The 23,447-nt window shown below is 73.6% G+C and carries 21 protein-coding genes; 8 read left to right on the top strand and 13 right to left on the bottom strand.

Going from position 1 to position 23,447, the window contains the following annotated elements:
• Nucleotides 1-141: 141 nt before the first annotated feature.
• The 5 genes from ABZ924_RS25460 to ABZ924_RS25440 form a co-directional block, all read right to left on the bottom strand.
• Nucleotides 142-1,356 (bottom strand): sensor histidine kinase, encoded by a 1,215-nt coding sequence (locus ABZ924_RS25460; RefSeq protein WP_361914086.1) that lies wholly within the window; start codon nt 1,354-1,356, stop codon nt 142-144.
• A gap of 95 nt (nt 1,357-1,451) precedes the next feature.
• Nucleotides 1,452-2,192: a hypothetical protein gene (locus ABZ924_RS25455; protein ID WP_361914083.1), complete on the bottom strand. Its 741-nt coding sequence runs from the start codon at nt 2,190-2,192 to the stop codon at nt 1,452-1,454.
• Nucleotides 2,189-4,165, bottom strand: a complete 1,977-nt coding sequence (locus ABZ924_RS25450; RefSeq protein WP_361914080.1) for a phosphatidylglycerol lysyltransferase domain-containing protein — start codon at nt 4,163-4,165, stop codon at nt 2,189-2,191. The genes ABZ924_RS25455 and ABZ924_RS25450 overlap by 4 nt, the downstream gene beginning before the upstream one ends.
• Before the next feature lie 85 nt (nt 4,166-4,250).
• Nucleotides 4,251-5,351, bottom strand: coding sequence for a nicotinate-nucleotide--dimethylbenzimidazole phosphoribosyltransferase (cobT, locus tag ABZ924_RS25445; RefSeq protein WP_361914077.1), 1,101 nt, complete (start codon nt 5,349-5,351; stop codon nt 4,251-4,253).
• Between the two features lie 81 nt (nt 5,352-5,432).
• Nucleotides 5,433-6,638 carry a bifunctional adenosylcobinamide kinase/adenosylcobinamide-phosphate guanylyltransferase gene (locus ABZ924_RS25440; protein WP_361914074.1) on the bottom strand — a complete coding sequence of 402 codons (1,206 nt, stop codon included), beginning with the start codon at nt 6,636-6,638 and terminating at the stop codon, nt 5,433-5,435.
• A 74-nt stretch (nt 6,639-6,712) separates the two neighbouring features.
• Here ABZ924_RS25440 and ABZ924_RS25435 point away from each other — a divergent pair, with 74 nt between their 5' ends.
• Nucleotides 6,713-6,955, top strand: coding sequence for a hypothetical protein (locus ABZ924_RS25435; protein WP_361914072.1), 243 nt, complete (start codon nt 6,713-6,715; stop codon nt 6,953-6,955).
• An 87-nt stretch (nt 6,956-7,042) separates the two neighbouring features.
• On the opposite strand, the gene ABZ924_RS25430 is transcribed toward ABZ924_RS25435, so the two are convergent.
• Both ABZ924_RS25430 and ABZ924_RS25425 read right to left on the bottom strand, forming a co-directional pair.
• Complete coding sequence (locus ABZ924_RS25430) at nt 7,043-7,750, bottom strand: methyltransferase domain-containing protein (RefSeq protein ID WP_361914069.1); 708 nt, start codon at nt 7,748-7,750, stop codon at nt 7,043-7,045.
• 101 nt (nt 7,751-7,851) lie between these two features.
• A complete protein-coding gene (locus ABZ924_RS25425) occupies nt 7,852-8,460 on the bottom strand; it encodes a DUF3043 domain-containing protein (RefSeq protein WP_361914066.1) in 609 nt (202 codons plus the stop codon).
• Between the two features lie 331 nt (nt 8,461-8,791).
• Here ABZ924_RS25425 and ABZ924_RS25420 point away from each other — a divergent pair, with 331 nt between their 5' ends.
• Both ABZ924_RS25420 and ABZ924_RS25415 read left to right on the top strand, forming a co-directional pair.
• The gene (locus ABZ924_RS25420; protein WP_361914063.1) at nt 8,792-9,586 is read left to right on the top strand and encodes a PspA/IM30 family protein; all 795 of its coding nucleotides are present in this window, start codon (nt 8,792-8,794) and stop codon (nt 9,584-9,586) included.
• Between the two features lie 13 nt (nt 9,587-9,599).
• Nucleotides 9,600-9,878, top strand: coding sequence for a hypothetical protein (locus tag ABZ924_RS25415; RefSeq protein ID WP_361914061.1), 279 nt, complete (start codon nt 9,600-9,602; stop codon nt 9,876-9,878).
• A gap of 27 nt (nt 9,879-9,905) precedes the next feature.
• Here the strand turns inward: ABZ924_RS25415 and ABZ924_RS25410 are convergent, their stop codons facing one another.
• Nucleotides 9,906-10,685: a hypothetical protein gene (locus ABZ924_RS25410; protein WP_361914058.1), complete on the bottom strand. Its 780-nt coding sequence runs from the start codon at nt 10,683-10,685 to the stop codon at nt 9,906-9,908.
• Between the two features lie 88 nt (nt 10,686-10,773).
• On the opposite strand from ABZ924_RS25410, the gene ABZ924_RS25405 reads away from it, so the two are divergent.
• Nucleotides 10,774-11,607 carry an adenosylcobinamide-GDP ribazoletransferase gene (locus ABZ924_RS25405; protein WP_361914055.1) on the top strand — a complete coding sequence of 278 codons (834 nt, stop codon included), beginning with the start codon at nt 10,774-10,776 and terminating at the stop codon, nt 11,605-11,607.
• Between the two features lie 44 nt (nt 11,608-11,651).
• A complete protein-coding gene (locus ABZ924_RS25400) occupies nt 11,652-12,353 on the top strand; it encodes a response regulator transcription factor (protein ID WP_361914052.1) in 702 nt (233 codons plus the stop codon).
• Here ABZ924_RS25400 and ABZ924_RS25395 read toward each other — a convergent pair.
• Entirely contained in the window at nt 12,350-12,985 is a 636-nt protein-coding gene (locus ABZ924_RS25395) for a VOC family protein (protein WP_361914049.1), read from the bottom strand. The two genes, ABZ924_RS25400 and ABZ924_RS25395, sit on opposite strands and share 4 nt — an antisense overlap.
• A gap of 314 nt (nt 12,986-13,299) precedes the next feature.
• On the opposite strand from ABZ924_RS25395, the gene ABZ924_RS25390 reads away from it, so the two are divergent.
• Entirely contained in the window at nt 13,300-16,422 is a 3,123-nt protein-coding gene (locus ABZ924_RS25390; protein WP_361914046.1) for an efflux RND transporter permease subunit, read from the top strand.
• Between the two features lie 139 nt (nt 16,423-16,561).
• Here the strand turns inward: ABZ924_RS25390 and nadA are convergent, their stop codons facing one another.
• Nucleotides 16,562-17,749, bottom strand: a complete 1,188-nt coding sequence (gene nadA, locus ABZ924_RS25385) for a quinolinate synthase NadA (RefSeq protein ID WP_361914044.1) — start codon at nt 17,747-17,749, stop codon at nt 16,562-16,564.
• Between the two features lie 295 nt (nt 17,750-18,044).
• On the opposite strand from nadA, the gene ABZ924_RS25380 reads away from it, so the two are divergent.
• Nucleotides 18,045-18,401 (top strand): iron-sulfur cluster assembly accessory protein, encoded by a 357-nt coding sequence (locus tag ABZ924_RS25380; protein WP_114058871.1) that lies wholly within the window; start codon nt 18,045-18,047, stop codon nt 18,399-18,401.
• A gap of 73 nt (nt 18,402-18,474) precedes the next feature.
• Here the strand turns inward: ABZ924_RS25380 and ABZ924_RS25375 are convergent, their stop codons facing one another.
• Nucleotides 18,475-19,929, bottom strand: a complete 1,455-nt coding sequence (locus ABZ924_RS25375) for a hypothetical protein (RefSeq protein ID WP_361914041.1) — start codon at nt 19,927-19,929, stop codon at nt 18,475-18,477.
• A gap of 75 nt (nt 19,930-20,004) precedes the next feature.
• Nucleotides 20,005-20,220 carry a hypothetical protein gene (locus ABZ924_RS25370; protein WP_361914038.1) on the bottom strand — a complete coding sequence of 72 codons (216 nt, stop codon included), beginning with the start codon at nt 20,218-20,220 and terminating at the stop codon, nt 20,005-20,007.
• A gap of 132 nt (nt 20,221-20,352) precedes the next feature.
• Between ABZ924_RS25370 and ABZ924_RS25365 the strand changes: the two genes are divergently transcribed.
• The gene (locus ABZ924_RS25365; RefSeq protein WP_361914036.1) at nt 20,353-21,330 is read left to right on the top strand and encodes a carbohydrate kinase family protein; all 978 of its coding nucleotides are present in this window, start codon (nt 20,353-20,355) and stop codon (nt 21,328-21,330) included.
• Nucleotides 21,331-21,791: 461 nt separating this feature from the next.
• On the opposite strand, the gene ABZ924_RS25360 is transcribed toward ABZ924_RS25365, so the two are convergent.
• Nucleotides 21,792-23,171, bottom strand: a complete 1,380-nt coding sequence (locus ABZ924_RS25360; RefSeq protein ID WP_361914033.1) for an aminotransferase class V-fold PLP-dependent enzyme — start codon at nt 23,169-23,171, stop codon at nt 21,792-21,794.
• Between the last annotated feature and the right edge of the window lie 276 nt (nt 23,172-23,447).

Raw genomic sequence — 23,447 nt, 5'->3', positions numbered from 1 at the left:
CCACCTCCGTGCCGCCGGGGTCCCGCCGAGCGCCGACCCCGCACCCCGGGGAGGCGGGTGGGCAGCCACCGCCCCGCCCCGGCCCCTCGAGGGGGAGATGGCGGGCCCGAGCCGTACGCTCCGGACGTCGAGCCGCACCGCTCAGGCCGGCAGGACCACATGTACCCGGAACCCGCCGCCGTAGCGGGGGCCCGCGAAGCAGGAGCCGCCCAGGGCGCCCGCGCGTTCGCGCATGCCGAGGAGGCCGTGGCCGCCGCCCGGGGCGGCCGCGGGGGAGGGGTCGGCGCCGGTGCCGCCGTCGTCGAGGACGGTGACCTCGGTCGAGGCGCCGACCCGGACCACGCTGACCTCGGCCCGGGCCCCCGGGCCCGCGTGCTTGCGTACGTTGGTCAGGGCCTCCTGGATGACGCGGTACGCGGCGAGGTCCACGGCGGCCGGCAGCGGCCCCGGGTCCCGGCCCAGCTCCACCATCACCTTCACCGGCAGCCCGGCGTGCCGGAAGGTGTCCACGAGTTCGTCGAGCCGGGCCAGCCCCGGCGCCGGCTCGGTCGGGGCCTCCGGGTCGCCGGACTGGCGCAGCAGGCCGACCGTGGCGCGCAGTTCGTTCAGTGCCGAGCGGCTGGCGTCCCGTACGTGGGCGAGGGCCTCCTTGGCCTGGTCGGGCCGTTTGTCCATGACGTGCGCGGCCACCCCCGCCTGCACGTTGACCAGGGCGATGTGGTGGGCGACCACGTCGTGCAGATCGCGGGCGATGCGCAGGCGCTCCTCGGCGACGCGCCGGCGGGCCTCCTCCTCGCGGGTCCGCTCGGCCCGTTCGGCCCGCTCCCGTATCGCGTCGACGAACGCGCGCCGGCTGCGGACGGCGTCGCCGGCGGCCGCGGCCATCCCGGTCCAGGCGAAGATGCCGATGTTCTCCTGCGCGTACCAGGGCAGCGGGCCGGCCAGCATGGCGACGCCGGTCAGCCCGGCCATCGTGAGCAGGCCGATCCGCCAGGTGGTGGGCCGGTCGGTGCGGGAGGCCAGGGTGTACAGGGCGATCACGGTCGACATGGCGACGGGCGCGCGGGGTTCGCCGGTGGTCAGCTCCAGCAGGGACAGGGCGATGGTCGCGGCGAGCACCGCGCGGGGCCGGCGGCGCCGGAAGACGAGCGCGGCCGCGGCCAGCACCATGAGCAGCAGCGAGAACGGCTCGGGGGTGCGGGTGCCGAAGGTGGGCCCGTGCGGGCCGTGCGGGTCGGCGAACGAGCCGACGACCATGGAGACGAGCGCCCCGAGCGCGAGGACGGCGTCGAAGGCGAGCGGATGGGCCCGCAGCCACCGCCGGGTGCGGGCGAACGGCCCGAGGTCTGTCGTCACCCCGATACGGTACGGCCTGCCTTCCCGGGCGGAGCCGGGCAGTGCGGGCGGCCGGGCGGTCCGGGCGGACCGGTCGGCGGCCGGTCGGCGGCCCGTCAGCCGCCGGGGCGCGGTGGCCGCGGGGGTGCGGGCGCGGCCGGGGGCCGGCGGTGCGGCGGCGGGGCGGAGCAGGGCTGCGGGCGGCGGGCGGCGCGCACCAGGCACAGCGCCATGACGGCGGCGATCGCCGCGAGGTGCTCCTTGCCGGCCAGGTTGTCCTTGACGAGCACCTCGCCGATCATGACGGCGATCACCAGGGCGCCGGTCAGGTACGCCCGGTAGCGCCAGCACAGGTAGAGGGCGAGGCCGACGACCGCCGCCGACGGGCCGGTGTCGTTGACGACCCGGTCGGCGACCGGCAGGCCGAAGGGGTGGCCGGGGCCCAGGGAGAGCCCGATCCGCGCGTACGTGGTCCCGGCGAGGGTGGCGACGTAGCCGATCAGCAGCGTGCGCCACCAGCCGATGCAGACCTCGGCGATCCCGAAGACCAGCAGGATCTGGGCGAGGGCCCCCCACACGGGCAGGTCGAGGGCCGGGACGAAAAGGGAGAGGGGGGTCCGCAGCAGGGCCAGCCAGAACGGGTCGGCGGCCTTGACCGACCCGAGGTCCTGGACGGGCTGGAACCCCCACGGGGTGTTCTGGACGACCTGGAATGCCGAGGTGAGGCAGACCGCCCCGAGGGTCATCGGGGCGGCTCGCCAGCGGTCGCGGACGAGGGCGTCCCGGACGGTCCTCAGCAGGGGCCCCCACTCACGGCGGGCGAACCGCCGCAGTGGGGTGGTCGTCCAAGCCGTCAACGATTGGTCTCCAGATGTCTGCGGTTGAGCCACTTCGGCAGCCCGGGAGCCTCCAGGAAGCCCTCGGCCCGGCCCGCCGCGATGCCGATCCGCAGAAGGTCGGAGCTCTTCTCGAAGAGCATGAACCGCGGCTCCCAGATCGGGCGGTATTTGGCGTTGGCCCGGTAGAGGGACTCGATCTGCCACCAGCGGGAGAAGAAGCTCAGAAGCGAGCGCCACAGGCGCAGCACCGGACCCGCGCCGAGCTTGGACCCCCGCTCGAAGACGGAGCGGAACATCGCGAAGTTGAGCGAGACCTGTGTGACGCCGATCTCCTTGGAACGTTCGAGGAGTTCGATGACCATGAACTCCATCAGACCGTTCTCGGAATCGCGGTCACGGCGCATCAGGTCCAGCGACAGGCCCTTGGGGCCCCACGGCACGAAGGACAGCAGCGCCCGCAGGTCGCCGTTGCCGTCGCTGCACTCCAGCATCACGCACTGGCCGTCGCCCGGGTCGCCCAGGCGGCCCAGCGCCATGGAGAAGCCGCGCTCGGTGGCGCCGTCGCGCCAGTCGTCGGCGCGGCGCACCAGCTCGGCCATCTCCTCGGCCGGGATGTCGGCGTGGCGGCGGATGCGGACGGTGTAGCCGGCGCGCTTGACGCGGTTGAAGGCCTGCCGGACGGTGCGCATGGCGCGGCCCTCGAGGGTGAACTCGGCGGTCTCGACGATGGCCTCGTCGCCCAGCTCCAGGGCGTCCAGGCCGTGCCGGGCGTAGATCTGGCCCGCCTCCTCGCTCGCGCCCATCACGGCCGGCACCCAGCCGTGCTCGCGGGCCTCGGCCAGCCACGGGTCGATGGCGCCGGGCCAGGCCTCGGGGTCGCCGATGGGGTCGCCGGAGGCGAGGGAGACGCCGCCGACGACACGGTAGGTGACGGCGGCCTTGCCGGTGGGGGACCAGATGACGGACTTCTCGCGGCGCAGGGCGAAGTAGCCGAGCGAGTCGCGGTCGCCCTGCTTCGCCAGCAGCGCGCGCAGCTTGTCCTCGTCCTCGGGCGTGATCGGGTCCACGGCGCGGCGCGAGCGGAAGGCGGCGAGGAGCACGGCGAGCAGCAGGATCATCGACATCACGTTGATGACGACGTCGACCCAGGCGGGCGTGGTGATGGAGGCGTAGTCGCGGGCGTTGGGGTCCAGGGTGATCAGGCGCATCGCGCCGTAGCGCCAGCGGGCCAGGAACGTGGCGTCGGCGGCGTCGGGGTCGGTGTTGGCGGCGCCGACGATCAGCGCGGCGGCCAGCGAGGTGACCAGAAGGCCGACGGCGGCGACGGCGGTGGCCAGCTTGGGGTTGGAGCGGTCGCCCTTGGCGTAGAACTCCTTGCGGCCCACGACCAGGGCGGCGACGAAGGCCGCGGTCAGGACGAGCGAGATCCAGTTCTGGGTGTGGTCCCGGAACTCGGGGTAGCACAGGTTGAATTCGCCGCTGGTGCACGGCGCGAAGGCGGCGGTGGCGAAGGCCAGCAGGAGCAGGCCGCCGAGGACCAGGTTCAGGATCCACGCGGCCCGCTTGCGCCGGCCCATGGTGACGGCGAGCAGCAGCGAGAACAGGCCGGAGGCGAAGCCCGCCGTGAGCAGGTACGGGGTGTAGAAGTCGGCGGTGTTGTGCCGGCGCAGGTCCTGCCCGAGGGAGACCCACACCGCGCTGAGGAAGTTCACGAAGGTGACGGCGCGCAGGTACCAGACCGCGAAGGCGGCGCTGCGCCGGGAACGGGCCGATCCGCGCCCGGTGTCGCGGCCCCCGCCCTCGTCCTTCTTGCCGGCGTTGCTCCCGGTGTCCTTGCTGCTGGTCTCCTTGGCGCCGTCCTTGCCGGTCTCCCTGGTGGTGTCCTTGGTGGCGGACTGCGGTGTTTTCTTCGGCTGCGCACCCTGTGGGGCCTTTGCGGCCTGAGTGGCGATCCGGTCGGTCTGTTCGCTGGTCAAGCGGGCCTCTCCCATGAAACGCGATGATATGGGGCGCCGCCGTCCATGGGTGGCCGGGTCCGGGGGTCATGGCCTCGTCAAGACCCTGTCCCCCGGCGGCTCAGTCGTTCGGCTCCTGCTCCGGCCGCTCGGGCCGCTCCGGCTGCTCCGGGAGTTCCGGCCGCTCCGGGAGTTCCGCCGCGAGCGCGGCGGCCGCCTGGACCAGCGGAAGAGCAAGCAGTGCCCCGGTTCCTTCTCCCACGGTGACGCCGTGGGAGAGCACGGGGTTGAGTGCCATCCGGTCCAGGGCCTTGGTCTGGCCGGGCTCGCCGCTGGCCTGCCCGGCCAGCCACCAGTCCGGGGCCCGGAACGCCGCCCGCTGGGCCACCAGCCCGCAGGCCGCCGAGACGATGCCGTCGAGGACGACCGGCGTACGGCGCACCGCACACTGGAGCAGGAAGCCGGTGATGGCGGCCACGTCCGCGCCGCCGACCGCGGCGAGCAGAGCCACCTGGTCGCCCAGGACCGGCCGGGCCCGGCGCAGCGCGTCGCGGATCGCCGCGCACTTGCGCATCCACGTCAGGTCGTCGATCGGCAGGCCGCCGCGGCCGGTCACCACCGAGGCGTCGGTGCCGCACAGTGCGGCGACGAGCGTCGCGGCGACCGTGGTCCCGCCGACGCTCAGGTCCCCCAGGACCACCAGGTCGGTCCCCGAGTCCGCCTCCTCGTCGGCGATCCGCATGCCGAGCCGCAGGGCCGCCTCGGCCTCCTCGCGGGTCAGCGCGTCCTCGACGTCGATGCGCCCGCTGCCGCGGCGCACCCGGTGGCGGACCACATCCTGCGGCAGCAGCTCCGGGTCGCAGTCCAGCCCGGCGTCCACGACCCGCACCGAGGCGCCGAGCCGCCCCGCCAGGATCGACACGGGGCTGGCCCCGTCGAGCACGGAGCGCACCAGTGCGTGGGCGGAGCCGGCGGCCCGGGCGGAGACGCCGGCGGCGGCGATCCCGTGGTCCGCGGCGAACAGGACGACCTTGGGCGCCTCGATCGGCTTGACCGGAACCCGCCCCTGCGCGGCGGCGAGCCACTCGGCGAGCTCGTCGAGCCGCCCGAGTGCCCCGGCGGGCACGGCCAGCCGCTCACGGCGCTCCTCGGCGTCACGCCGGACGCCGCCGTCGGGGCGCTCGATCAGATCGGAGAAGTCGTCGAGATTCAGCGTGGTCATCTGCCAGAGCGTACAGCCGGTGAGGCCCTGCCCAAGCCTGTCCCGCCGCTGCGGCCCCCGGGGTCGGACCGGTGCGCCGGATCAGTCCTTCAGGACCAGCGCCTGACCGGCCACCACCAGCAGGACGTGCTCGCACTCGGAGGCCACCGCGGCGTTCAGGCGCCCGAGTTCGTCCCGGAAGCGCCGTCCCGATGCGGTCGCCGGGACGATCCCCGAGCCCACCTCGTTGCTGACGGCCACCACCGTGCGCCGGGTCGCCCGCAGCGCCGCCACCAGCTCCGCCGTCCGCTCCCGCAGGTCCTTCTGCCCCTGCCCGGCCCAGACCGCGTCGTCCCAGGCGCCCACCCGGTCCATCGCGTCCGTCAGCCACAGCGCCAGGCAGTCGATCAGCAGCGGCTCCCCGCCCTCCGACAGCAGCGGCACCAGCTCGCAGGTCTCCACCGTCCGCCAGCTCGCCGGCCGCCGCTCCCGGTGCAGCCCGACCCGCGCCGCCCACTCGGTGTCGCCCTCGCGGGAGCCCGAGGTGGCCACGTACACCACCTCCGGGAAGCTCTCCAGTCGCCGCTCCGCCTCCAGGGACTTGCCCGAGCGGGCCCCGCCCAGCACCAGCGTCCGGCGCGGCAGGTCCGGCACCGCGTGGTACTCGCCCACCGTCACCGTCGTCCCGTCCGGCACGGCCCGCGCCCCGGCCGCCGCGCACCGCCGCTCCAGCTCGCGCCCCGGAGGGACGTCGTGGTCCAGGTGTACGGCGATCACGTCCGTGGTCGGCCCGGCCGCCCCGGAGGCCCGCAGCCGCGCCAGCGCCTCCGGCCGGCCCAGCACGTCCGCGAGCACCATGTCGTACGGGCGCTGCGCCAGGCTCCAGGGCGTCCCGGCCGGCGCCCCGCCGGGCGGCAGGTACAGCAGCCGGGTGCCGTCCGGGCCGGTCACCTCGTACCCGGTGCCCGGTGCGTCCATGGGCACCGCCCGCACCCGGTGCCCGCTGATCACCGCGAGCTCGCGCCCGTCCGGCACCCGCCCGGCCGCCGGCAGCCCCGGCGGCAGTTCCACGGGGGGCCCGTCGTGCGGGTGGGTCAGCAGGACCTGGCGCACGCCGGCCAGGGAGTGGCCGGCGCGGGCACCGGCGAAGACCGCCCCGGGGGTCAGGTCGAGCAGCAGGGCCCCGTCGACGAGCAGGGAGGTCGCGGCCCGCGCGCGGGGGCCGACGCTGACCGCGCAGGCCGCGCAGGGACAGCCGGGGCGGGGCAGTCCTTCGGGTGTGCCGGTGCCGAGCAGAGTGAGTTCCACGAGAAGATCCTCCCGCGTCGCCGGGAGTGGTGCGCGCCCGGCTACTCTGCGGGCAGACTCAAGGCGACCAGCGGATGAGCAGCGGACGAGCAACGGAGGCGGACATGGCGTGGACGTGGCGGTTCGAGACGGCCGAGGGCACCGAGACGACCCCGGCGGTGACCCCCGAGGAGTTCACCACGCAGGGCGATGCGGAGTCCTGGATCGGGGAGTACTGGAAGCAGCTGCTGGAGGGCGGCGCCGAGCGGGTGAAGCTGTCCGACGACAACGGCGTCGAGCTGTACGCGATGAGCCTGCGCGAGGCGCTGGACGCCTGACCGGCCGGGGACGGTCCACGGCAGATACGGGTGCGCCCCGGGTCCCGTCAGGGGACCCGGGGCGCACCCGTGTCGCAGGGCGGGGAATCAGCCGCGCACGCCGCACAGGTGCAGCAGCGCCGCGACCCCGCGGTACGGATCGGTCCGGCCGGCCCGCTCCTCCGCCGCCAGGAGCTGCTCCAGCTCCTCGTCCGGCGGGAGCTGCTCGCCGGCCTCGGTCCCGTCGGTGAAGACGCGGACGCCGTACCAGCTCTGCAGCGGTGCGCCGATCCCGGACAGCGTGGCCGTCAGCTCGGACAGCCGGTCGGCCCGGACGTCCAGGCCCAGCCGGTTCGTGTAGTCGATCGTGTCGAAGGCGGACAGCGCCCCCGACCAGTCGCCGCCCAGGCCGGGCCGCATCGCGAGGGCGTCGCCGTTGCGCACGAGCAGGGACAGCAGGCCGCCGGGCGCCAGCATCCGGGCCAGCCCGGCGAGCATCGCGTCCGGCTCGGGCACGTACATCAGTACGCCGTGGCACAGCACCACGTCGAAGCTGCCGGGGGTGAAGTGCGCGCCGGTCTCCCGGCCGTCGCCCTCCATCAGCAGGACCCGCTCCTGGATGCCCGCGGGCTCGGACTCCAGCGCGGTACGGGCGACCGCCAGCATGTCGGGGTCCATCTCCAGGCCGGTGACCTTGTGCCCGGCGCGGGCGAGGCGCAGCGCCTGGGTGCCCTGGCCCATGCCGACGTCGAGGACGCGCAGCCGCTGCCCGACCGGGAAGCGCTGGGCGATCTGCTCCTCGACCTGTCGGCCCACGAGCTCCTGGCGGACGGCGTTGCGCAGTCCGCCGAGGCCCTCGAGCCACAGCCGGGCACCCCCGGAGAAGCCGTCCCCCGACCCTGCGGGCGCCTTTGCGCTCAGGGTCGTTCCCCGCGCTTGACCTGCGGCTTCGGCAGGCGCAGGCGGCGCATCTGGAGGGTGCGCATCAGGCCGTACGCCACCGCGCCGCGGCGCGGCTGGTCGGCGAAGCGCTGGTTGAGGGCCTTGCGGAGGCGGAAGCCGAGGCCGACGGAGTCGACGATGATCAGGACGATCACGGCGAGCCACAGCAGCAGGGCGACGTTCTGGATCTGCGGCACCCGGATCATGCTCAGGACGAGGATGACCACGGCCAGCGGCAGGAACATCTCGGCCACGGAGAAGCGGGAGTCCACGAAGTCGCGGACGAACTTGCGCACCGGGCCCTTGTCGCGGGCGGGCAGGTAGCGCTCGTCGCCGTTGGCCAGCGCCTCGCGCTGCTTGGCCAGCTCCACGCGGCGCCGCTCGCGGGCGCGCCGGGCGTCCTCCTTGCGGTCGCCGGTCGAGGCCACCACAGCCTTGCGCTGCGACTGGGCCACGGCGCGCTTGGGCGTCGGGCGGCCCTTGGGGGCCTGCGGGTCACGGGGCTTCGAGAGGTCGGCGCTCACCTTGTCGGTGGCGGCGGCCTTCTCTTCCTTGGAGGAGCGGCTACCAAACACAAAACCCAAGCCTACGTGGTTGCGGCCGGGTACCCCACCCCGTCGGGGAACGATCCGGCAACGGCGGGCGTCTGGAGTGGTGCAGGGTTCGTGCTCCCCCGACACCGCCGGACCCCGGCCGGGGTCCGGCGGTGTCGGGGGAGCATCGGGGAAGCACCTACTCCTTACGCCTGATCCGGGCGGGGACGCAGTCGTCCTGGAGGAGGAGCGCATCCGTCCACGAACAGTGCGGTAATGGAGGCAGGGCCCGTACTGTGGGTTCTGTGGCGGTCATCTCGGGTGATCGAGGATCGCAATGTGACCTGGAGCGAAGTCCGTCAGAAGGGGGCGCGCGAAGCCCATGAGCGGTGTCATGAAGCGTATGGGGATGATCTTCCGCGCGAAGGCGAACAAGGCCCTTGACCGGGCCGAGGACCCGCGCGAGACCCTCGACTACTCGTATCAGAAGCAGCTGGAGCTGCTGCAGAAGGTGCGGCGCGGCGTCGCCGACGTGGCCACCTCCCGCAAGCGGCTTGAGCTCCAGCTCAACCAGCTCCAGGGCCAGTCCGCCAAGCTGGAGGACCAGGGCCGCAAGGCGCTGGCGCTGGGCCGCGAGGACCTGGCGCGCGAGGCCCTCTCCCGCAAGGCCGCGCTCCAGCAGCAGGTCAGCGACCTGGAGGTGCAGCACCAGACCCTCCAGGGCGAGGAGGAGAAGCTGACGCTGGCCGCGCAGCGCCTCCAGGCCAAGGTGGACGCCTTCCGGACGAAGAAGGAGACCATCAAGGCCACGTACACGGCGGCCCAGGCCCAGACCCGGATCGCCGAGTCCTTCTCCGGCATCTCCGAGGAGATGAGCGACGTCGGCGTGGCCATCCAGCGTGCCGAGGACAAGACCGCCCAGCTCCAGGCCCGCGCCGGCGCCATCGACGAGCTGCTGGCCTCCGGCGCCCTCGACGACCAGAGCGGCCTGGGCGCCAAGGACGACATCCAGGCCGAGCTGGACCGCCTCTCGGGCGGTACGGACGTGGAACTGGAGCTCCAGCGCATGAAGGCCGAGCTGGCCGGCGGCCCGTCCGCGCAGCAGCAGGCCATCGAGGGCGGCGCCCCGGGCACCGCCCAGCAGCAGCACAACCAGCACCGGTTCGACAAGCAGTAGGACGGGGCCCGGCATGATTGTCCGCATCATGGGGGAAGGGCAGGTGACGGTGGCCGACAGCCACTTCGCCGAGCTCAACAGGCTGGACGACGAGCTGCTCGAGGAGATGGAGGGCGGCGACGAGGAGGGCTTCCGGCGGACGCTGGGCGCCCTGCTGGACGCCGTGCGGAGGCTCGGCGAGCCGCTGCCCGACGATGCGCTGGAGCCGTCCGAGCTGATCCTGCCGGCGCCCGACGCCTCGCTGGACGAGGTCCGGCAGATGCTCAGCGACGACGGGCTCATCCCGGGCTGAGTCTCCGGGAGGCGCGAGGGCGGGTGCTCAGTGTGGCGGCGGTTCCTTCGGGGCCGCCGCCGCTGTCCGTTCCGGGTCCGGGGTGCCGCCGATGAAGTTCTCGAACTTCCGGCGCGGGGCCGCCCAGCGGCGGTCGTGGTGGAAGGCGCGCAGCGAGGCCTTGGCCCGGGCCCGCGGCCGGTTCGCGTAGAACCTCTTCGCGTACGGGGAGCCCGGCCGGGCCAGGCGCACCGCGCCGATCAGCGCCAGGAACGGGATCACCGTGCCGAAGAGCGCGGTGCGCGCCTTGCCCTTCCACAGGGCGATCAGGGCCAGGAAGAAGTTCGCGGCGATGTTCACCACCACCAGGCCGCGGTTCTCGCGCTCGTCCGGGGTCAGGTCGTTCACGCCGAACGGCAGGAACCCGCTGAGGACCAAGGCCACCAGGGCGGCCGTCAGCACCACGACCTCGACGCTCTTGCGGCCCTGCTCGCTCCAGTAGACGTCGTCCAGGTGCAGAATCAGGGCGAACTCGTCGAGGACCAGGCCCGCCCCCAGGCCGAAGAGCACGGCGGAGAGCAGGGAGCCGAAGCCGTGGGCGCCGCTGCCGATGGCCCCGAAGCCGCCGATGATCACCAGGACCACGCCGGGGACGACGTGGTGGACGTGCAGGCCGCCGGGGGTGACGTTCCTGAAGGGGCCCTTCCCGGCCCGGATCAGACGCGTGATGACGCGCGTGACCAGGAACGACAGGACGAAGGACAGCAGGGCCAAGAGCAGCGGGAGCTTTCCCGGTTCGACGATGTTGCGGTACCACCAGTGACCCATCCCGCCCGCTCCTTGTGTCGTGGCAGCTCCCCGTTTGGCCCGTATTGGGCAATTTACCGGTCCCGGCGAGCGGGTAGCGTTCGCGCCGATGACAGATTCGTTCGATGATCAGCCTGCGCCGTCGCGCCTGACGCCGCCCGCCGAGCGGGCCTCGCTGCCCGACGGCCTCCGCTTCGCCTTCGGCACCCTCACCGTGCTGCCCGCCCGCATCACCCGCTGGGACCGGCCCGCGGCCCGCACCGGCATGGCCTGCGCGCCGCTCGCCGGGCTCGTCGTCGGCCTGCTCGCGGCGGCCGCCGGCGTGCTGCTGCTCGTCCTCGGCGGCGGGCCGCTGCTCGCCGCCGCCGTCACCCTCACCGTCCCGGCCGCCCTGACCCGCGGGCTCCACCTGGACGGCCTGGCCGACACCGCCGACGGGCTGGGCAGCGCCAAACCGGCCGCCGAGGCGCTGCGCATCATGAAGAAGTCCGACATCGGCCCCTTCGGGGTGGTGGCGCTGCTGCTGGTGCTGCTCGTGCAGGCCGGGGCGCTGTACGACCTTTACGCCGACGGCTGGGTCCGCGGCGGTCTCGCGGCGGTCGTCGCGGCCGTCACCGCCCGCCTCGCCATGACCCTGGCCTCCCGCGACGGGGTGCCGCCCGCCCGCCTCGAAGGGCTCGGCGCGGCCGTCGCCGGGGTCGTCCCGCGCGCCGCGGCCGCGCTGGCCGCCGTGGCGGTCGCCGGCCTGGCCGCGGCCGCCGCCGCACCGATGGGCCCGTTCTCCGCCGCCCGGCACGCGGCCGCCGTCCTCGTCGCCCTCGCGGTGGCGGAGGTGCTGCTGCGCCGGTGCACGGGCCGCTTCGGCGGGGTCACGGGCGACGTCTTCGGCGCCGTCGCCGAGGTGTCCGCGACCGTGGCCCTGGTCGTCCTGTCCCTCGGCTGACCCCGGGGCCCCTCCGGCGCGCCCCGGCCGCGTAGGGTCGGGCCGTGGAAGAGACGCCGACGCCCATCAGGGTCCTGCTCGCCGACGACCAGGCCCTGCTCCGCAGCGCCTTCAAGGTGCTCGTCGACTCCGAGCCCGACATGGAGGTCGTCGGCGAGGCCTGCGACGGGGCCCAGGCCTACGAGCTCGCCCGCCGGACCAGGCCCGACGTGGTGCTCATGGACATCCGCATGCCCGGCACGGACGGCCTCGCCGCCACCCGGCTCATCGGCGAGGACCCCGAACTGGGCGCGGTCCGCGTGGTCATGCTGACGACCTTCGAGGTCGACGAGTACGTGGTGTCGGCCCTGCGGGCCGGCGCCTCGGGCTTCCTCGGCAAAGGCGCCGAGCCCGACGAGCTGCTGAACGCCATCCGTGTCGCCGCCGCCGGCGAGGCGCTGCTGTCCCCGGCCGCGACCAAGGGGCTCATCGCCACCTTCCTCGCCCAGGGCGGCGGCGCCGGAGCCGCCGTCCCGGCCGCCGCCCACGCCGAGCGGCTCGCCGCGCTGACCGGCCGGGAGCGCGAGGTCCTCGTCCACGTCGCCGCGGGCCTGTCCAACGACGAGATCGCCGGCCGGCTGGAGGTCAGCCCGCTCACCGTCAAGACCCACGTGAACCGGGCCATGGCCAAGCTCGGCGCCCGCGACCGGGCCCAACTGGTCGTCGTCGCCTACGAGTCGGGCCTGGTCAGGCCGCGGGCCGACTAAATCGTGACCGGGCCGTGGGCGGTGGCGAACTCGACCGAGACCAGGCCCGGTTCCTCATCCTCGACCCAGGTGACGTCGATCTGGTCGAGGGGGTGGTCGGCCGGTTCGCCGAGGAATTCGGCGATGGAGGCGGCGTCGCCCGCGATGGAGAGCCCGTGGATGGTGGTGGAGGTGCGCGGGTCGGCGCTCGGGCGCTCCTCGACGGGGACCAACCACTGCAGGAAGTAGGGCAGCTGCGGGTCCTCCAGCAGTTCCAGCAGGCCGATCTGCTTCCACCTCAGGTCGAACCCGTCGGGGCGGACACGGTGGCCCTCGGCCGAGAGGCGGCCGAGGCGGGCCTCGACCGGGGCGATGTCGTCGACGGAGACCACCCAACCGAGCCAGCCGCCGCCCTCGGCGGCGCGGCGCGCGACCGCCTGGCCGAAGGGTGCGCGGTCGGCGGCGGGGTGGTCGAGCGTGGTGACGACCTCGACGTAGGTGCCGCCGCTCAGCGGGAGAACGAAATTGCGGGTGCCGAACCGCGGGTGCACGCCCCCGTCGACGAACCCGGCGCCGAGGGCCGATCCGATCCACTGGACGGTCGAGACGAAGCTGTCGCGGGCCACCGCATAGGACACGTGATCAAGTCGCACTGCGCCATCATCACCTGACAACCGGCACAAAACCGACGCCACGCCCGCCGCCCCGGCCGCGTCCGCCGTGGATTCAGCCGTGGAGCGGATCGATCATCGTCATCCCGGCGGGGGAGACCCGGTCGAAGCCGGGCAGCAGTACCACCGGCCCCGTACCGCGCCGCGTGTACTACAGGCGCGGTATGCGGGAGATAAGGACGGGACCTGGGGCCGACGCAGCGGCGCCCGGGCGTACGCCAGGCTGGAGGGCCACCGCGGCCCCTGCCGCCCTCGCGGCGCCCGCTCAGACCGACTGCAGAGAGATACCGACGCCCATGTCCTGGCTGTCCCGCTTCAGCCTGTCCCAAAGAGCGCTGATCGGCCTGGTCTCGATCACCGCGCTGCTCTTCGGCGCCATAGCCATCCCGCAGCTCAAGCAGCAGCTGCTGCCGTCCATCGAACTGCCGGTGGTGTCCGTGCTCGCCCCGTACCAGGGCGCCTCGCCCGACGTGGTGGAGAAGCAGGTCATCGAGCCGATCGAGGCCACCCTCAAGGGCGTCGACGGCATTACCGGCATCACCTCCACGGCCAGCGAGGGCAACGCCCTGATCATGGCCAAGTTCGACTACGGCGACAGCGGCACCAAGCAGCTCGTCGCCGACGTCCAGCAGGCCGTGAACCGGGCCCGCGTCCGGCTGCCCGCCGAGGTCGACCCGCAGGTCGTCGCCGGCTCCACCGACGACATCCCGACCGTCGTCCTCGCCGTCACCTCGGACAAGGACCAGCAGGCGCTCGCCGACCAGCTGAGCCGCTCCGTCGTCCCCGTCCTCGAGGACATCAAGGGCGTCGGCCAGGTCACCGTCGACGGCGTCCAGGAGCTCCGGGTCGCCGTCACCCCGGACCCCGCCAAGCTCGCCGCCGCCGGCCTCGACGGCGCCGCGCTCGCCCAGGGCCTCCAGACCGGCGGCGCCACCGTGCCGGCCGGCTCCTTCGACGAGGCCGGCAAGAACCGCACCGTCCGCGTCGGCGGCGGCTACACCTCGCTCGCCCAGCTGGAGGAGCTGCGCCTGAGCGCCGGCCCCGGAAAGCCGGCCGTCCGCCTGGGCGACGTGGCCACCGTCAAGCAGGAGCCCGCCAAGGCCGTCTCCCTCACCCGCACCAACGGCAAGCCCAGCCTCGCCCTCGTCCTGACCATGGACAAGGACGGCAGCGCCGTCGCCATCTCCGACGCCGTCAAGGACAAGCTGCCCGAGCTGCGCTCCGCACTCGGCGCCGGCGCCGAGCTCACCGTCGTCGGCGACCAGGGCCCGCCCGTCGCGAAGTCCATCTCCAGCCTCACCACCGAGGGCCTGCTCGGCCTGCTCTTCGCGGTGATCGTGATCCTGGTCTTCCTCGCCTCGCTGCGCTCGACGCTGGTCACCGCGGTCTCCATCCCGCTGTCCGTCGTCCTCGCGCTGATCGTGCTGTGGGCCGACGACCTGTCGCTGAACATGCTGACGCTCGGCGCCCTGACCATCGCCATCGGCCGGGTCGTCGACGACTCGATCGTGGTCCTGGAGAACATCAAGCGCCACCTCGGCTACGGCGAGGAGCGCGAGGCCGCCATCGTCGCCGCGGTCAAGGAGGTCGCCGGCGCGGTCACCTCCTCCACGCTCACCACCGTCGCCGTCTTCCTGCCGATCGCCTTCGTCGGCGGCATGGTCGGCGAGTTCTTCGGCCCGTTCTCCCTCACGGTCGCCGCGGCCCTGCTCGCCTCGCTGCTGGTCTCCCTCACCGTCGTGCCGGTGCTCTCGTACTGGTTCCTGCGGGCTCCGAAGGGCGCCCTGGAGGATCCCGACCGGGCGCGGCGCGAGGCGGAGGAGAAGGAGGCCAAGAGCCGCCTCCAGCGCTTCTACGTCCGGGCCCTCGGCCTGGTCACCCGCCGCCGGGCGAGCACCCTGGTCGTGGCCGTCGTGGTCCTCGTCGGCACCCTGGGGATGACCCCGCTGCTGAAGACGAACTTCTTCGACCAGGGCGAGCAGACCGTCCTGACGGTCAAGCAGCAGCTGCCGCCCGGCACCTCGCTGGCCGCCTCCGACGCGGCGAGCCGCACGGTCGAGAAGGCGCTCACCGGGATCGAGGGCGTCAAGGACTACCAGGTCACCGTCGGATCCTCGGGCTTCCTGGCGGCCTTCGGCGGCGGCACCGGCTCCAACCAGGCCTCGTACCAGGTGGTCCTGGAGGACGGCAGCGACTCCGAGGCCGTCAAGAAGCGGATCGAGGACACTCTCGGCTCGCTCGACGGCATCGGCGACACGAGCATCTCCGCGGGCGGCGGCTTCGGCAGCCAGAACCTCAGCGTGGTCGTCAAGGCGGGCGACGCCGGCGTCCTCGCCAAGGCCGCCGAGCAGGTCCGGGCCGAGATGGCCACCCTCGACGACGTCACCGACGTCCAGAGCGACCTGTCCCAGTCCGTGCCGCGGATCTCGGTGACCGCCACCCCGCGGACCGCCGAGGCCGGCCTGAACCAGGCCGCGCTCGGCGCGCTCGTCGCCCAGGCCGTACGCGGCACCCCGGCGGGCAAGGCCGTCCTGGACAACACCGAGCGGGACATCGTCATCACGTCCGCGCAGCCGGCCGCCACCCTGGCCGAGCTCCAGGCGCTGCCCGTCGGCCCGGCCCGGCTCGGCGACATCGCCGAGGTCAAGGAGGTGCCCGGCCCGGTCTCCATGACCCGGATCGACGGCGCCCGCGCCGCGACCGTCACCGCCAAGCCGGTCGGCGACAACACCGGAGCCATCGGCGCACAGCTCCAGACGAAGATCAAGGCGCTGGACCTGCCCGAGGGGGCCACCGCCACCATCGGCGGGGTCTCCGAGGACCAGGGCGAGGCCTTCGCCTCCCTGGGCCTGGCCATGCTCGCCGCCATCGCGATCGTCTTCATGCTGCTGGTCGCCACCTTCCGGTCGCTGGTGCAGCCGCTGATCCTGCTCGTGTCGATCCCGTTCGCGGCGACCGGCGCGCTCGGCCTGCTGCTGGTGACCGGGACCCCGCTGGGCGTGCCCGCCCTGATCGGCATGCTGATGCTCATCGGCATCGTCGTGACCAACGCGATCGTCCTGATCGACCTGGTCAACCAGTACCGCGCCCAGGGCCTGGGCGTCGTCGAGGCCGTGGTCGAGGGCGGCCGGCACCGCCTGCGCCCGATCCTGATGACGGCCCTGGCGACGATCTTCGCGCTGCTGCCGATGGCGCTCGGCGTCACCGGCGAGGGCGGTTTCATCTCGCAGCCGCTCGCGGTCGTGGTGATCGGCGGCCTGGTCTCCTCGACCCTGCTGACGCTGCTGCTGGTGCCGACCCTGTACACGATGGTCGAACTGCGGGGGGACCGCCGCCGCGCCAAGCGCACGGCCCGCCTCCGCGTGGTCCCCGACCCGCAGGACACGCCGGACGCCGACCCGGCCCCGGCCGGCGTCTGACCGGGCCGGCCGCAGGGAACGGAAACGGAAACGCAAACGGAAACGCGAACGGCCGAAGGGCCGCCCCCCTCGACGAGGGGGGCGGCCCTTCGGGGCGTTCTGCGGGGTACGCGGACCCTGCGCGGGCTGGGCTTGCGCGCTACGGGAGCGCGAGCATGCGCTCCAGGGCGAGCTTGGCGAAGCTCTCCGTCTCCTTGTCGACCTGGATCTGGTTGACCAGGGTGCCCTCGGCGAGGGACTCCAGGGTCCAGACCAGGTGCGGCAGGTCGATGCGGTTCATCGTCGAGCAGAAGCAGACCGTCTTGTCGAGGAAGACGACTTCCTTGTCCTCCGCGGCGAAACGGTTCGCCAGGCGCTTGACGAGGTTCAGCTCGGTGCCGATGGCCCACTTGGAGCCGACCGGGGCCGCCTCCAGCGTCTTGATGATGTACTCCGTCGAACCGACGTAGTCCGCGGCCGCCACGACCTCGTGCTTGCACTCCGGGTGCACCAGCACGTTCACGCCCGGGATCCGCTCGCGGACGTCGTTGACCGAGTCCAGCGAGAAGCGGCCGTGGACCGAGCAGTGCCCGCGCCACAGGATCATCTTCGCGCCCCGCAGCTGCTCGGCGGTCAGCCCGCCGTTCGGCTTGTGCGGGTTGTAGACCACGCAGTCGTCCAGGGACATGCCCATGTCGCGGACGGCGGTGTTGCGGCCCAGGTGCTGGTCGGGGAGGAAGAGCACCTTCTCGCCCTGCTCGAAGGCCCAGTCCAGGGCCTTCTTCGCGTTGGAGGAGGTGCAGATCGTGCCGCCGTGCTTGCCGGTGAAGGCCTTGATGTCGGCGGAGGAGTTCATGTACGAGACGGGGACCGTCACCTCGGCGATGCCCGCCTCGGTCAGCGCGTCCCAGCACTCGGCGACCTGCTCGGCGGTGGCCATGTCGGCCATCGAGCAGCCCGCGGCCAGGTCGGGCAGGACGACCTTCTGCGCGTCGGAGGTCAGGATGTCCGCCGACTCGGCCATGAAGTGGACGCCGCAGAAGACGATGTACTCGGCCTCCGGCTTGGCGGCCGCGTCACGGGCCAGCTTGAAGGAGTCGCCGGTGACGTCGGCGAACTCGATGACCTCGTCACGCTGGTAGTGGTGGCCGAGGATGAAGACCTTGTCGCCGAGCTTCTCCTTGGCCGCGCGGGCGCGCGCCACCAGGTCCGGGTCCGACGGCGAGGGCAGGTCGCCCGGACACTCCACACCGCGCTCGCTCTTGGGGTCGGCCTCGCGGCCGAGCAGCAGCAGGGCAAGGGGCGTCGGCTGGACGTCCAAAGGCTGGGCGGTGGTCACGACACGCACCCTTTCTGTTCTGCGACTACGAGACTTCGTGCGACTTCTCGTCTATTTGACGCTATCTATGATAGCCGCTTCATGTCACTTTGACGATGGCCATAGTGTCGATGTGACGCATTCGCCCGTGATGAACCCGTCGCTCCGCCGGGTCCGCCGCCGCGCGGCGGTGTGCGAGCATGAATGTCTGAAACATGCGTCGGGTCCGGAATGAATCCGCGGCCCCGCTCGTTGCCATCGACGGCAAGAGTCCGACGTTTCCCTGCCTGAGGCGGGGAGCCGCCCACTTCGGGAGTGAATGCAGATGTCCGTACAGGACGACAAGACCACTGTGAGCGACGGCATCCTCCTGTCCGACGCCGCCGCCGAGAAGGTCAGGACCCTGCTGGAGCAGGAGGGCCGCGATGACCTGGCGCTCCGCGTCGCCGTCCAGCCCGGCGGCTGCTCCGGCCTGCGCTACCAGCTCTTCTTCGACGAGCGCTCGCTCGACGGCGACGTCGTCAAGGACTTCGGCGGCGTGAAGGTCGTCACGGACCGGATGAGCTCCCCGTACCTGCAGGGTGCCTCGATCGACTTCGTCGACACGATCGAGAAGCAGGGCTTCACGATCGACAACCCGAACGCCACCGGCTCCTGCGCCTGCGGCGACTCCTTCAGCTAAGCCTGAAGCGTGACGAAGGCCCCCGGCACCACACGGTGCCGGGGGCCTTCGTGTCTGTACCCGGGCCGGAGCCCTACTGCTTCGGCAGCGGCTTGCCCGTGGTCCCGTCGACCACCTTGCGCTCGCCCAGCGGCTGCTGGAGCGTCGCCGACACCGACATCTCCTGGGCGATCATGATGCAGGCCCGGCCGGGATCGGTCGGGGTGTCCGTGATCCGCACCGTCACCGAACCGGCCTCCTCGCGGGCCTCCAGCGCGTACGTGCTGCACACCCCGCCCCAGAAGTTCACCGTCAGCTTCCGGTCCGCCTGCCCGTACGAGAACCCCGGCACCGTCCGCGCGCCCGACGCCGGAGCCGGCGGGACGGAGCCGCCGCCCTCCACGGCGGACTGGACCACCGTGCGACCCGGCGCACCGCCCGTACCCGCCACCTCGAAGTGCCAGGCCGGCACCAGCCCGCGGGCCCCGTTCACCGTCCCGGGGGCGAGCCCCAGCACGGCGCCCTTCACCGTCTCGGTCCGCGGCGGCTTCATCGGCCGCGGCTCCGGGTTGCACGGCAGCGTGTCCGAGGGGCCGACCGGCGTGTCCGGGGTCAGCGGGACCGAGGTCGCGCAGCCGCTCGGGCCGGGGCCCGTACCGTCCGCGCCGCCCGAGGCCCGGTTCAGCCTGGCCAGCGCCTCCACGGCTCCGATCACCGGCTGCTCCCCGGCCCGCTCCGGCGCCTTCAGTTCGCCGCCGCCCCCCACCACCGTGCCGTCCGCGCCGACGCTGACCTTGGTGGACCAGCCCTGCGTGGGCAGCCCGCCGATCACCGGGTCGGCGGTCACCACCCGGACCGCGCCCTGGGTCTGGCGGGCGTCCAGCCGGGCCCCGCTCTGTCCGGCCGCGGCCAGGACCGGGGCGGCGGCCGCCTTCGCGGCCTCCTCGCTCACCGGCTTGCCGCCGCCCTCGCCCTGGCCCTCGCCCTGGCCCTCGCCCTGGGGGAGCGTCGCGGGCCCGCAGGTGTCCTTGCCGCGCTTGCAGTCGTCGCCCGCGCCGCCGCCCCCGTGGAAGCGGGCGAAGTTCCAGGTGCCGGGGGCCTTGCGGCCCACGGTGAGCAGGGGCCCCGACCCGTCGCCGCCCTCCCCGGCCTGCCAGGTCTCGCCGACCAGCCGCGGGGCGCCCGCGATGCCCAGGGCCTGCGCCAGCCGGGCCACCTCCTGTTCGCCGACCTCGCCGGTCGCGGCGTACGAGGGCGCGCTCGCCGGGGCCTCAGGGAGCGGGACCTCCGCCCGGTAGGTCACGCCGCTGCCGTGCGGGTCCGGCTCGCCGGGGGCGATGGCCGGGCCGGACGGGCTCGGGGCCACGCGGGGCGCCGAGGCCGCGGCGGCGCCCGTACGGCCGCCGCCCGAGCCGCCGTCGCCGTACGCCGTGGACGCCCAGTACGCCGTGCCGCCGCCCGCGAGCAGGACGGCCGCCGCGATCGAGCCGATGGCCCAGGCGGGCCGCCGCCGTGTGCCGCGTGATGTGTCGGGTTGTTCGCTGGTCACCGCATGCTCCTTCGCCCGTACCGCCGGTGGCTGATGCGGGTGTGACGGAACAGGAGCGAAACCGGTTCCGCCCCGCTAGTCGCCGTACTCGGCGGTGGCGGCGATCAGACGGGCCGAGGACGGCGGCACGCTCACCCCGTGGATCTGCGCGGGCGCCACCCGGGCCGGCCGCGGGTCCGCCGGGACCGCCCAGTGCGGGGCCATCCTGGCGCAGTCGCCCAGCAGCTGCGCGAACCCGGGCCGCGTGTCGGCCGCGCACTCTCCGTATCCGAATCCATCGGTATAGGTCATGGGGGCACGGTAGGCTCGGCGCCGCCCGAGGAGAAAGACCTACTACGGGGTAGTTTCGTGGGGTCGGCGGGACGGCCGGGACCGGGTAGTTTTGACTGTCACCTCGCCGTCATCCGCAGGAGCATCCACGCCGTGCGTATCGCAGTCACCGGCTCCATCGCCACCGACCACCTCATGACCTTCCCCGGCCGCTTCGCCGACCAGTTCGTCGCGGACCAGCTGCACACGGTCTCCCTCTCCTTCCTCGTCGACAACCTCGACGTGCGGCGGGGCGGCGTCGGCCCGAACATCTGCTTCGGCATGGGCCAGCTCGGCAGCCGGCCGATCCTGGTCGGCGCGGCGGGCTCCGACTTCGACGAGTACCGCGCCTGGCTCGACCGGCACGGCGTCGACACCGCGTCCGTGCGGATCTCCGAGGTGCTGCACACCGCGCGCTTCGTCTGCACGACCGACGCCGACCACAACCAGATCGGGTCCTTCTACACGGGCGCGATGAGCGAGGCCCGCCAGATCGAGCTGAAGGCCGTCGCCGACCGGGTGGGCGGGCTCGACCTCGTCCTCATCGGCGCCGACGACCCCGAGGCGATGCTCCGCCACACGGAGGAGTGCCGGACGCGGGGCATCCCCTTCGCCGCGGACTTCTCGCAGCAGATCGCCCGCATGGACGGGGAGAACATCCGCACCCTGATGGAGGGCGCGACGTACCTGTTCTCGAACGAGTACGAGAAGGGCCTCATCGAGACGAAGTCCGGGTGGTCGGACGAGGAGATCCTCGCCAAGGTCGGCACGCGCGTGACGACGCTGGGGTCGCGGGGTGTCCGCATCGAGCGGGTCGGCGAGGAGACCATCCTGGTCGGCTGCCCGGAGGAGACGGCCAAGGTCGACCCGACCGGTGTCGGCGATGCCTTCCGTGCCGGGTTCCTCACGGGGCTTGGGTGGGGGGTGGGGCTGGAGCGGGCGGCTCAGCTGGGCTGCATGCTGGCCACGCTCGTCATCGAGACGCTGGGCACCCAGGAGTACACGCTGGCCCGGGCCCACTTCATGGAGCGGTTCACGAAGGCGTACGGCGAGGACGCCGCCGCCGAGGTCCGCGCCCACCTGGCGGCCTGACCCCGGCCCGGGGTCCCGCTGCGGGGTCCCGCTGCGCGGAGCCCCTTCCCCACCCCGCCCCTTCCCGAACCATGGCCTGCGGCCCCGGCCCCCGCTGCGGGGCTGCGCCCCGCACCCCGCCCGGGGCTCCGCCCCAGACCCCGCGCCTCAAACGCCGGCGGGGCTGGACAATCCAGCCCGCGCGGCGTTTGAGCGCACCGGGTGCGGAGCACCCGGAAACGGGGTCCGGGGCGGAGCCCCGGTTTCGGGAAGGGGCGGGGAGGGGATCGCTCCGCGCAGCGGGGGACCAGGGAACCCGGCTCCGCCGGGCACCGGGCTCCGCCCGGACCCGCGCCTCAAACGCCGGCGAGGCTGAATATGCCGGACCCTGGCTTCGGAGGTCGGGCGGGGCTGGATCGGTCGGCCAGCGGCTTCGGAAGCCGGGCGGGGCAGGAATCGCCCGGCTTCGAGGCGCGGTCGGGTCAGAGGTTGCGGCGGATGGTGTAGGCCGTGGCCGGGGGGCGGGGGGATTCGCCCAGGTACGTGTGGCCCCGCATCGCGCACCACGCCGGGATGTCCAGGCGGGCCACCTCGTCGTCCGAGACCACGGTGACGGTGCCGCCCACCGGGACCGTGCGGATGGCCCGGGCCAGCTCGATCACCGGCTGCGGGCAGCGCAAGCCCACGGCGTCCACCTCCAGGGACTCCGCGACAGGGGCCTGCGGCTCCTCCTCCGGCACGCCCAGCGTGGCCCGCACCCCGGCCACCACCCCCGGCAGCACCTCGAGGAAGCCGTTCACCTCCGCCGCGGTGGTCCCCGCCGGCAGGGACACCCGGACGTTGCCCTCGGACAGCACCCCCATCGCCTTCAGCACATGACTGGCGGTCAGCGTGGAGCTCGTGCAGGAGGAGCCGGAGGAGACGGAGTAGCCCGCCCGGTCCAACTCGTGCAGCAGGGTCTCGCCGTCCACGTACAGGCAGGAGAACGTGACGAGGTGCGGCAGCCGCCGCACCGGATCCCCGACCACCTCCACGTCCGGCACCAGCCGGGCGACCCGCCGCCGGATGCGGTCCACGAGCACCCGCAGCCGGGCCGCCTCCGCATCGGCCTCGGCCCGTACGGCCCGCAGGGACGCCGCGGCCGCCACGACGGCCGGGAGGTTGCCGAAGCCGGGGGAGCGCCCCGACTCCCGCTCGTCGGCGGGGCCTTGGGGGGCGAAGCGGACCCCCTTGCGGACCGCCAGCAGACCGACGCCGGGCGGGCCGCCCCACTTGTGGGCGCTGGCGGCCAGCACCGACCAGCGGCCCTCCACCGGCCCCCAGCCCAGGGACTGGGCCGCGTCCACCAGCAGCGGCACCCCGGCCGCCGCGCACACCTCGGCCACCTCGGCCACCGGCTGCACCGTGCCCACCTCGTGGTTGGCGGACTGCAGGCAGGCCAGCGCGGTCGACGCGGTCAGTGCCGAGGCGTAACCGGCCGCGGAGGCCGCGCCCATGCGGTCCACCGGCACCCGGGCCACCGTGCCGCCGCCCGCTTCGTGCACCTCCGCCGCGTGGAGCACGCTGCTGTGTTCGACCGCCGATACGACCATATGGCCGCCGACGCGCCGGCGGCCGGCCAGCACGCCCGCGATCCCGGAGTGAACCGCGTGCGTTCCCGAAGGAGTGAACACGAGCTCGTCGGGCCGGCAGCCCACCGCCTCCGCGGCCGCCTCGCGCGCCGCGTCCAGCAGCAGGCGGGCCCGCCGCCCCTCCCGGTACAGTCGGGCGGGATCGGCCCAGCCCTCGTCCAGCGAGGCCTGGAGCGCCTGCCGGGCGACGGGGTGCAGCGGGGCGGCGGACGCGGTGTCGAAGTACGGCATCCGGTCACGCTAACCGGCCGCCCCCCGAGCCGGAGGTCAGGGGGCGTCAGATACCGCCGGAAGGCCGCCATTCAGCCGGTGCTGCGCTGTCCCCCGTACGGCGGATCCATCCCTTCGGGGGCAGTAGCGGCGCGTTGGGCACCCTCCCCGCGCGACCCCAAATAGCGTCCAGTAGGGTTTGGTCCGCATAAACATCCAAACCCCTGCCTGCGTCAGGGCCGGCGACCGACCCGAACACGGCCGCGGCCGGCCGCGCGGGCCGAGACTCTCGGGAAG

Source organism: Streptomyces sp. NPDC046876, from assembly GCF_040645035.1.
Lineage (GTDB): Bacteria > Actinomycetota > Actinomycetes > Streptomycetales > Streptomycetaceae > Streptomyces.
The sequence above is the reverse complement of the archived record's forward strand: the minus strand, read 5'-3'. Positions and strand labels throughout refer to the sequence as shown.

Coding starts and splice junctions, on each gene's coding strand:
- ABZ924_RS25450 (WP_361914080.1), bottom strand. CDS start 4,165: ATGGGAGAGGCCCGCTTGACCAGCGAACAGACCGACCGGATCGCCACT.
- cobT (WP_361914077.1), bottom strand. CDS start 5,351: ATGACCACGCTGAATCTCGACGACTTCTCCGATCTGATCGAGCGCCCC.
- ABZ924_RS25435 (WP_361914072.1), top strand. CDS start 6,713: ATGAGCAGCGGACGAGCAACGGAGGCGGACATGGCGTGGACGTGGCGG.
- ABZ924_RS25420 (WP_361914063.1), top strand. CDS start 8,792: ATGAGCGGTGTCATGAAGCGTATGGGGATGATCTTCCGCGCGAAGGCG.
- ABZ924_RS25415 (WP_361914061.1), top strand. CDS start 9,600: ATGATTGTCCGCATCATGGGGGAAGGGCAGGTGACGGTGGCCGACAGC.
- ABZ924_RS25410 (WP_361914058.1), bottom strand. CDS start 10,685: ATGGGTCACTGGTGGTACCGCAACATCGTCGAACCGGGAAAGCTCCCG.
- ABZ924_RS25405 (WP_361914055.1), top strand. CDS start 10,774: ATGACAGATTCGTTCGATGATCAGCCTGCGCCGTCGCGCCTGACGCCG.
- ABZ924_RS25390 (WP_361914046.1), top strand. CDS start 13,300: ATGTCCTGGCTGTCCCGCTTCAGCCTGTCCCAAAGAGCGCTGATCGGC.
- ABZ924_RS25380 (WP_114058871.1), top strand. CDS start 18,045: ATGTCCGTACAGGACGACAAGACCACTGTGAGCGACGGCATCCTCCTG.
- ABZ924_RS25370 (WP_361914038.1), bottom strand. CDS start 20,220: ATGACCTATACCGATGGATTCGGATACGGAGAGTGCGCGGCCGACACG.
- ABZ924_RS25360 (WP_361914033.1), bottom strand. CDS start 23,171: ATGCCGTACTTCGACACCGCGTCCGCCGCCCCGCTGCACCCCGTCGCC.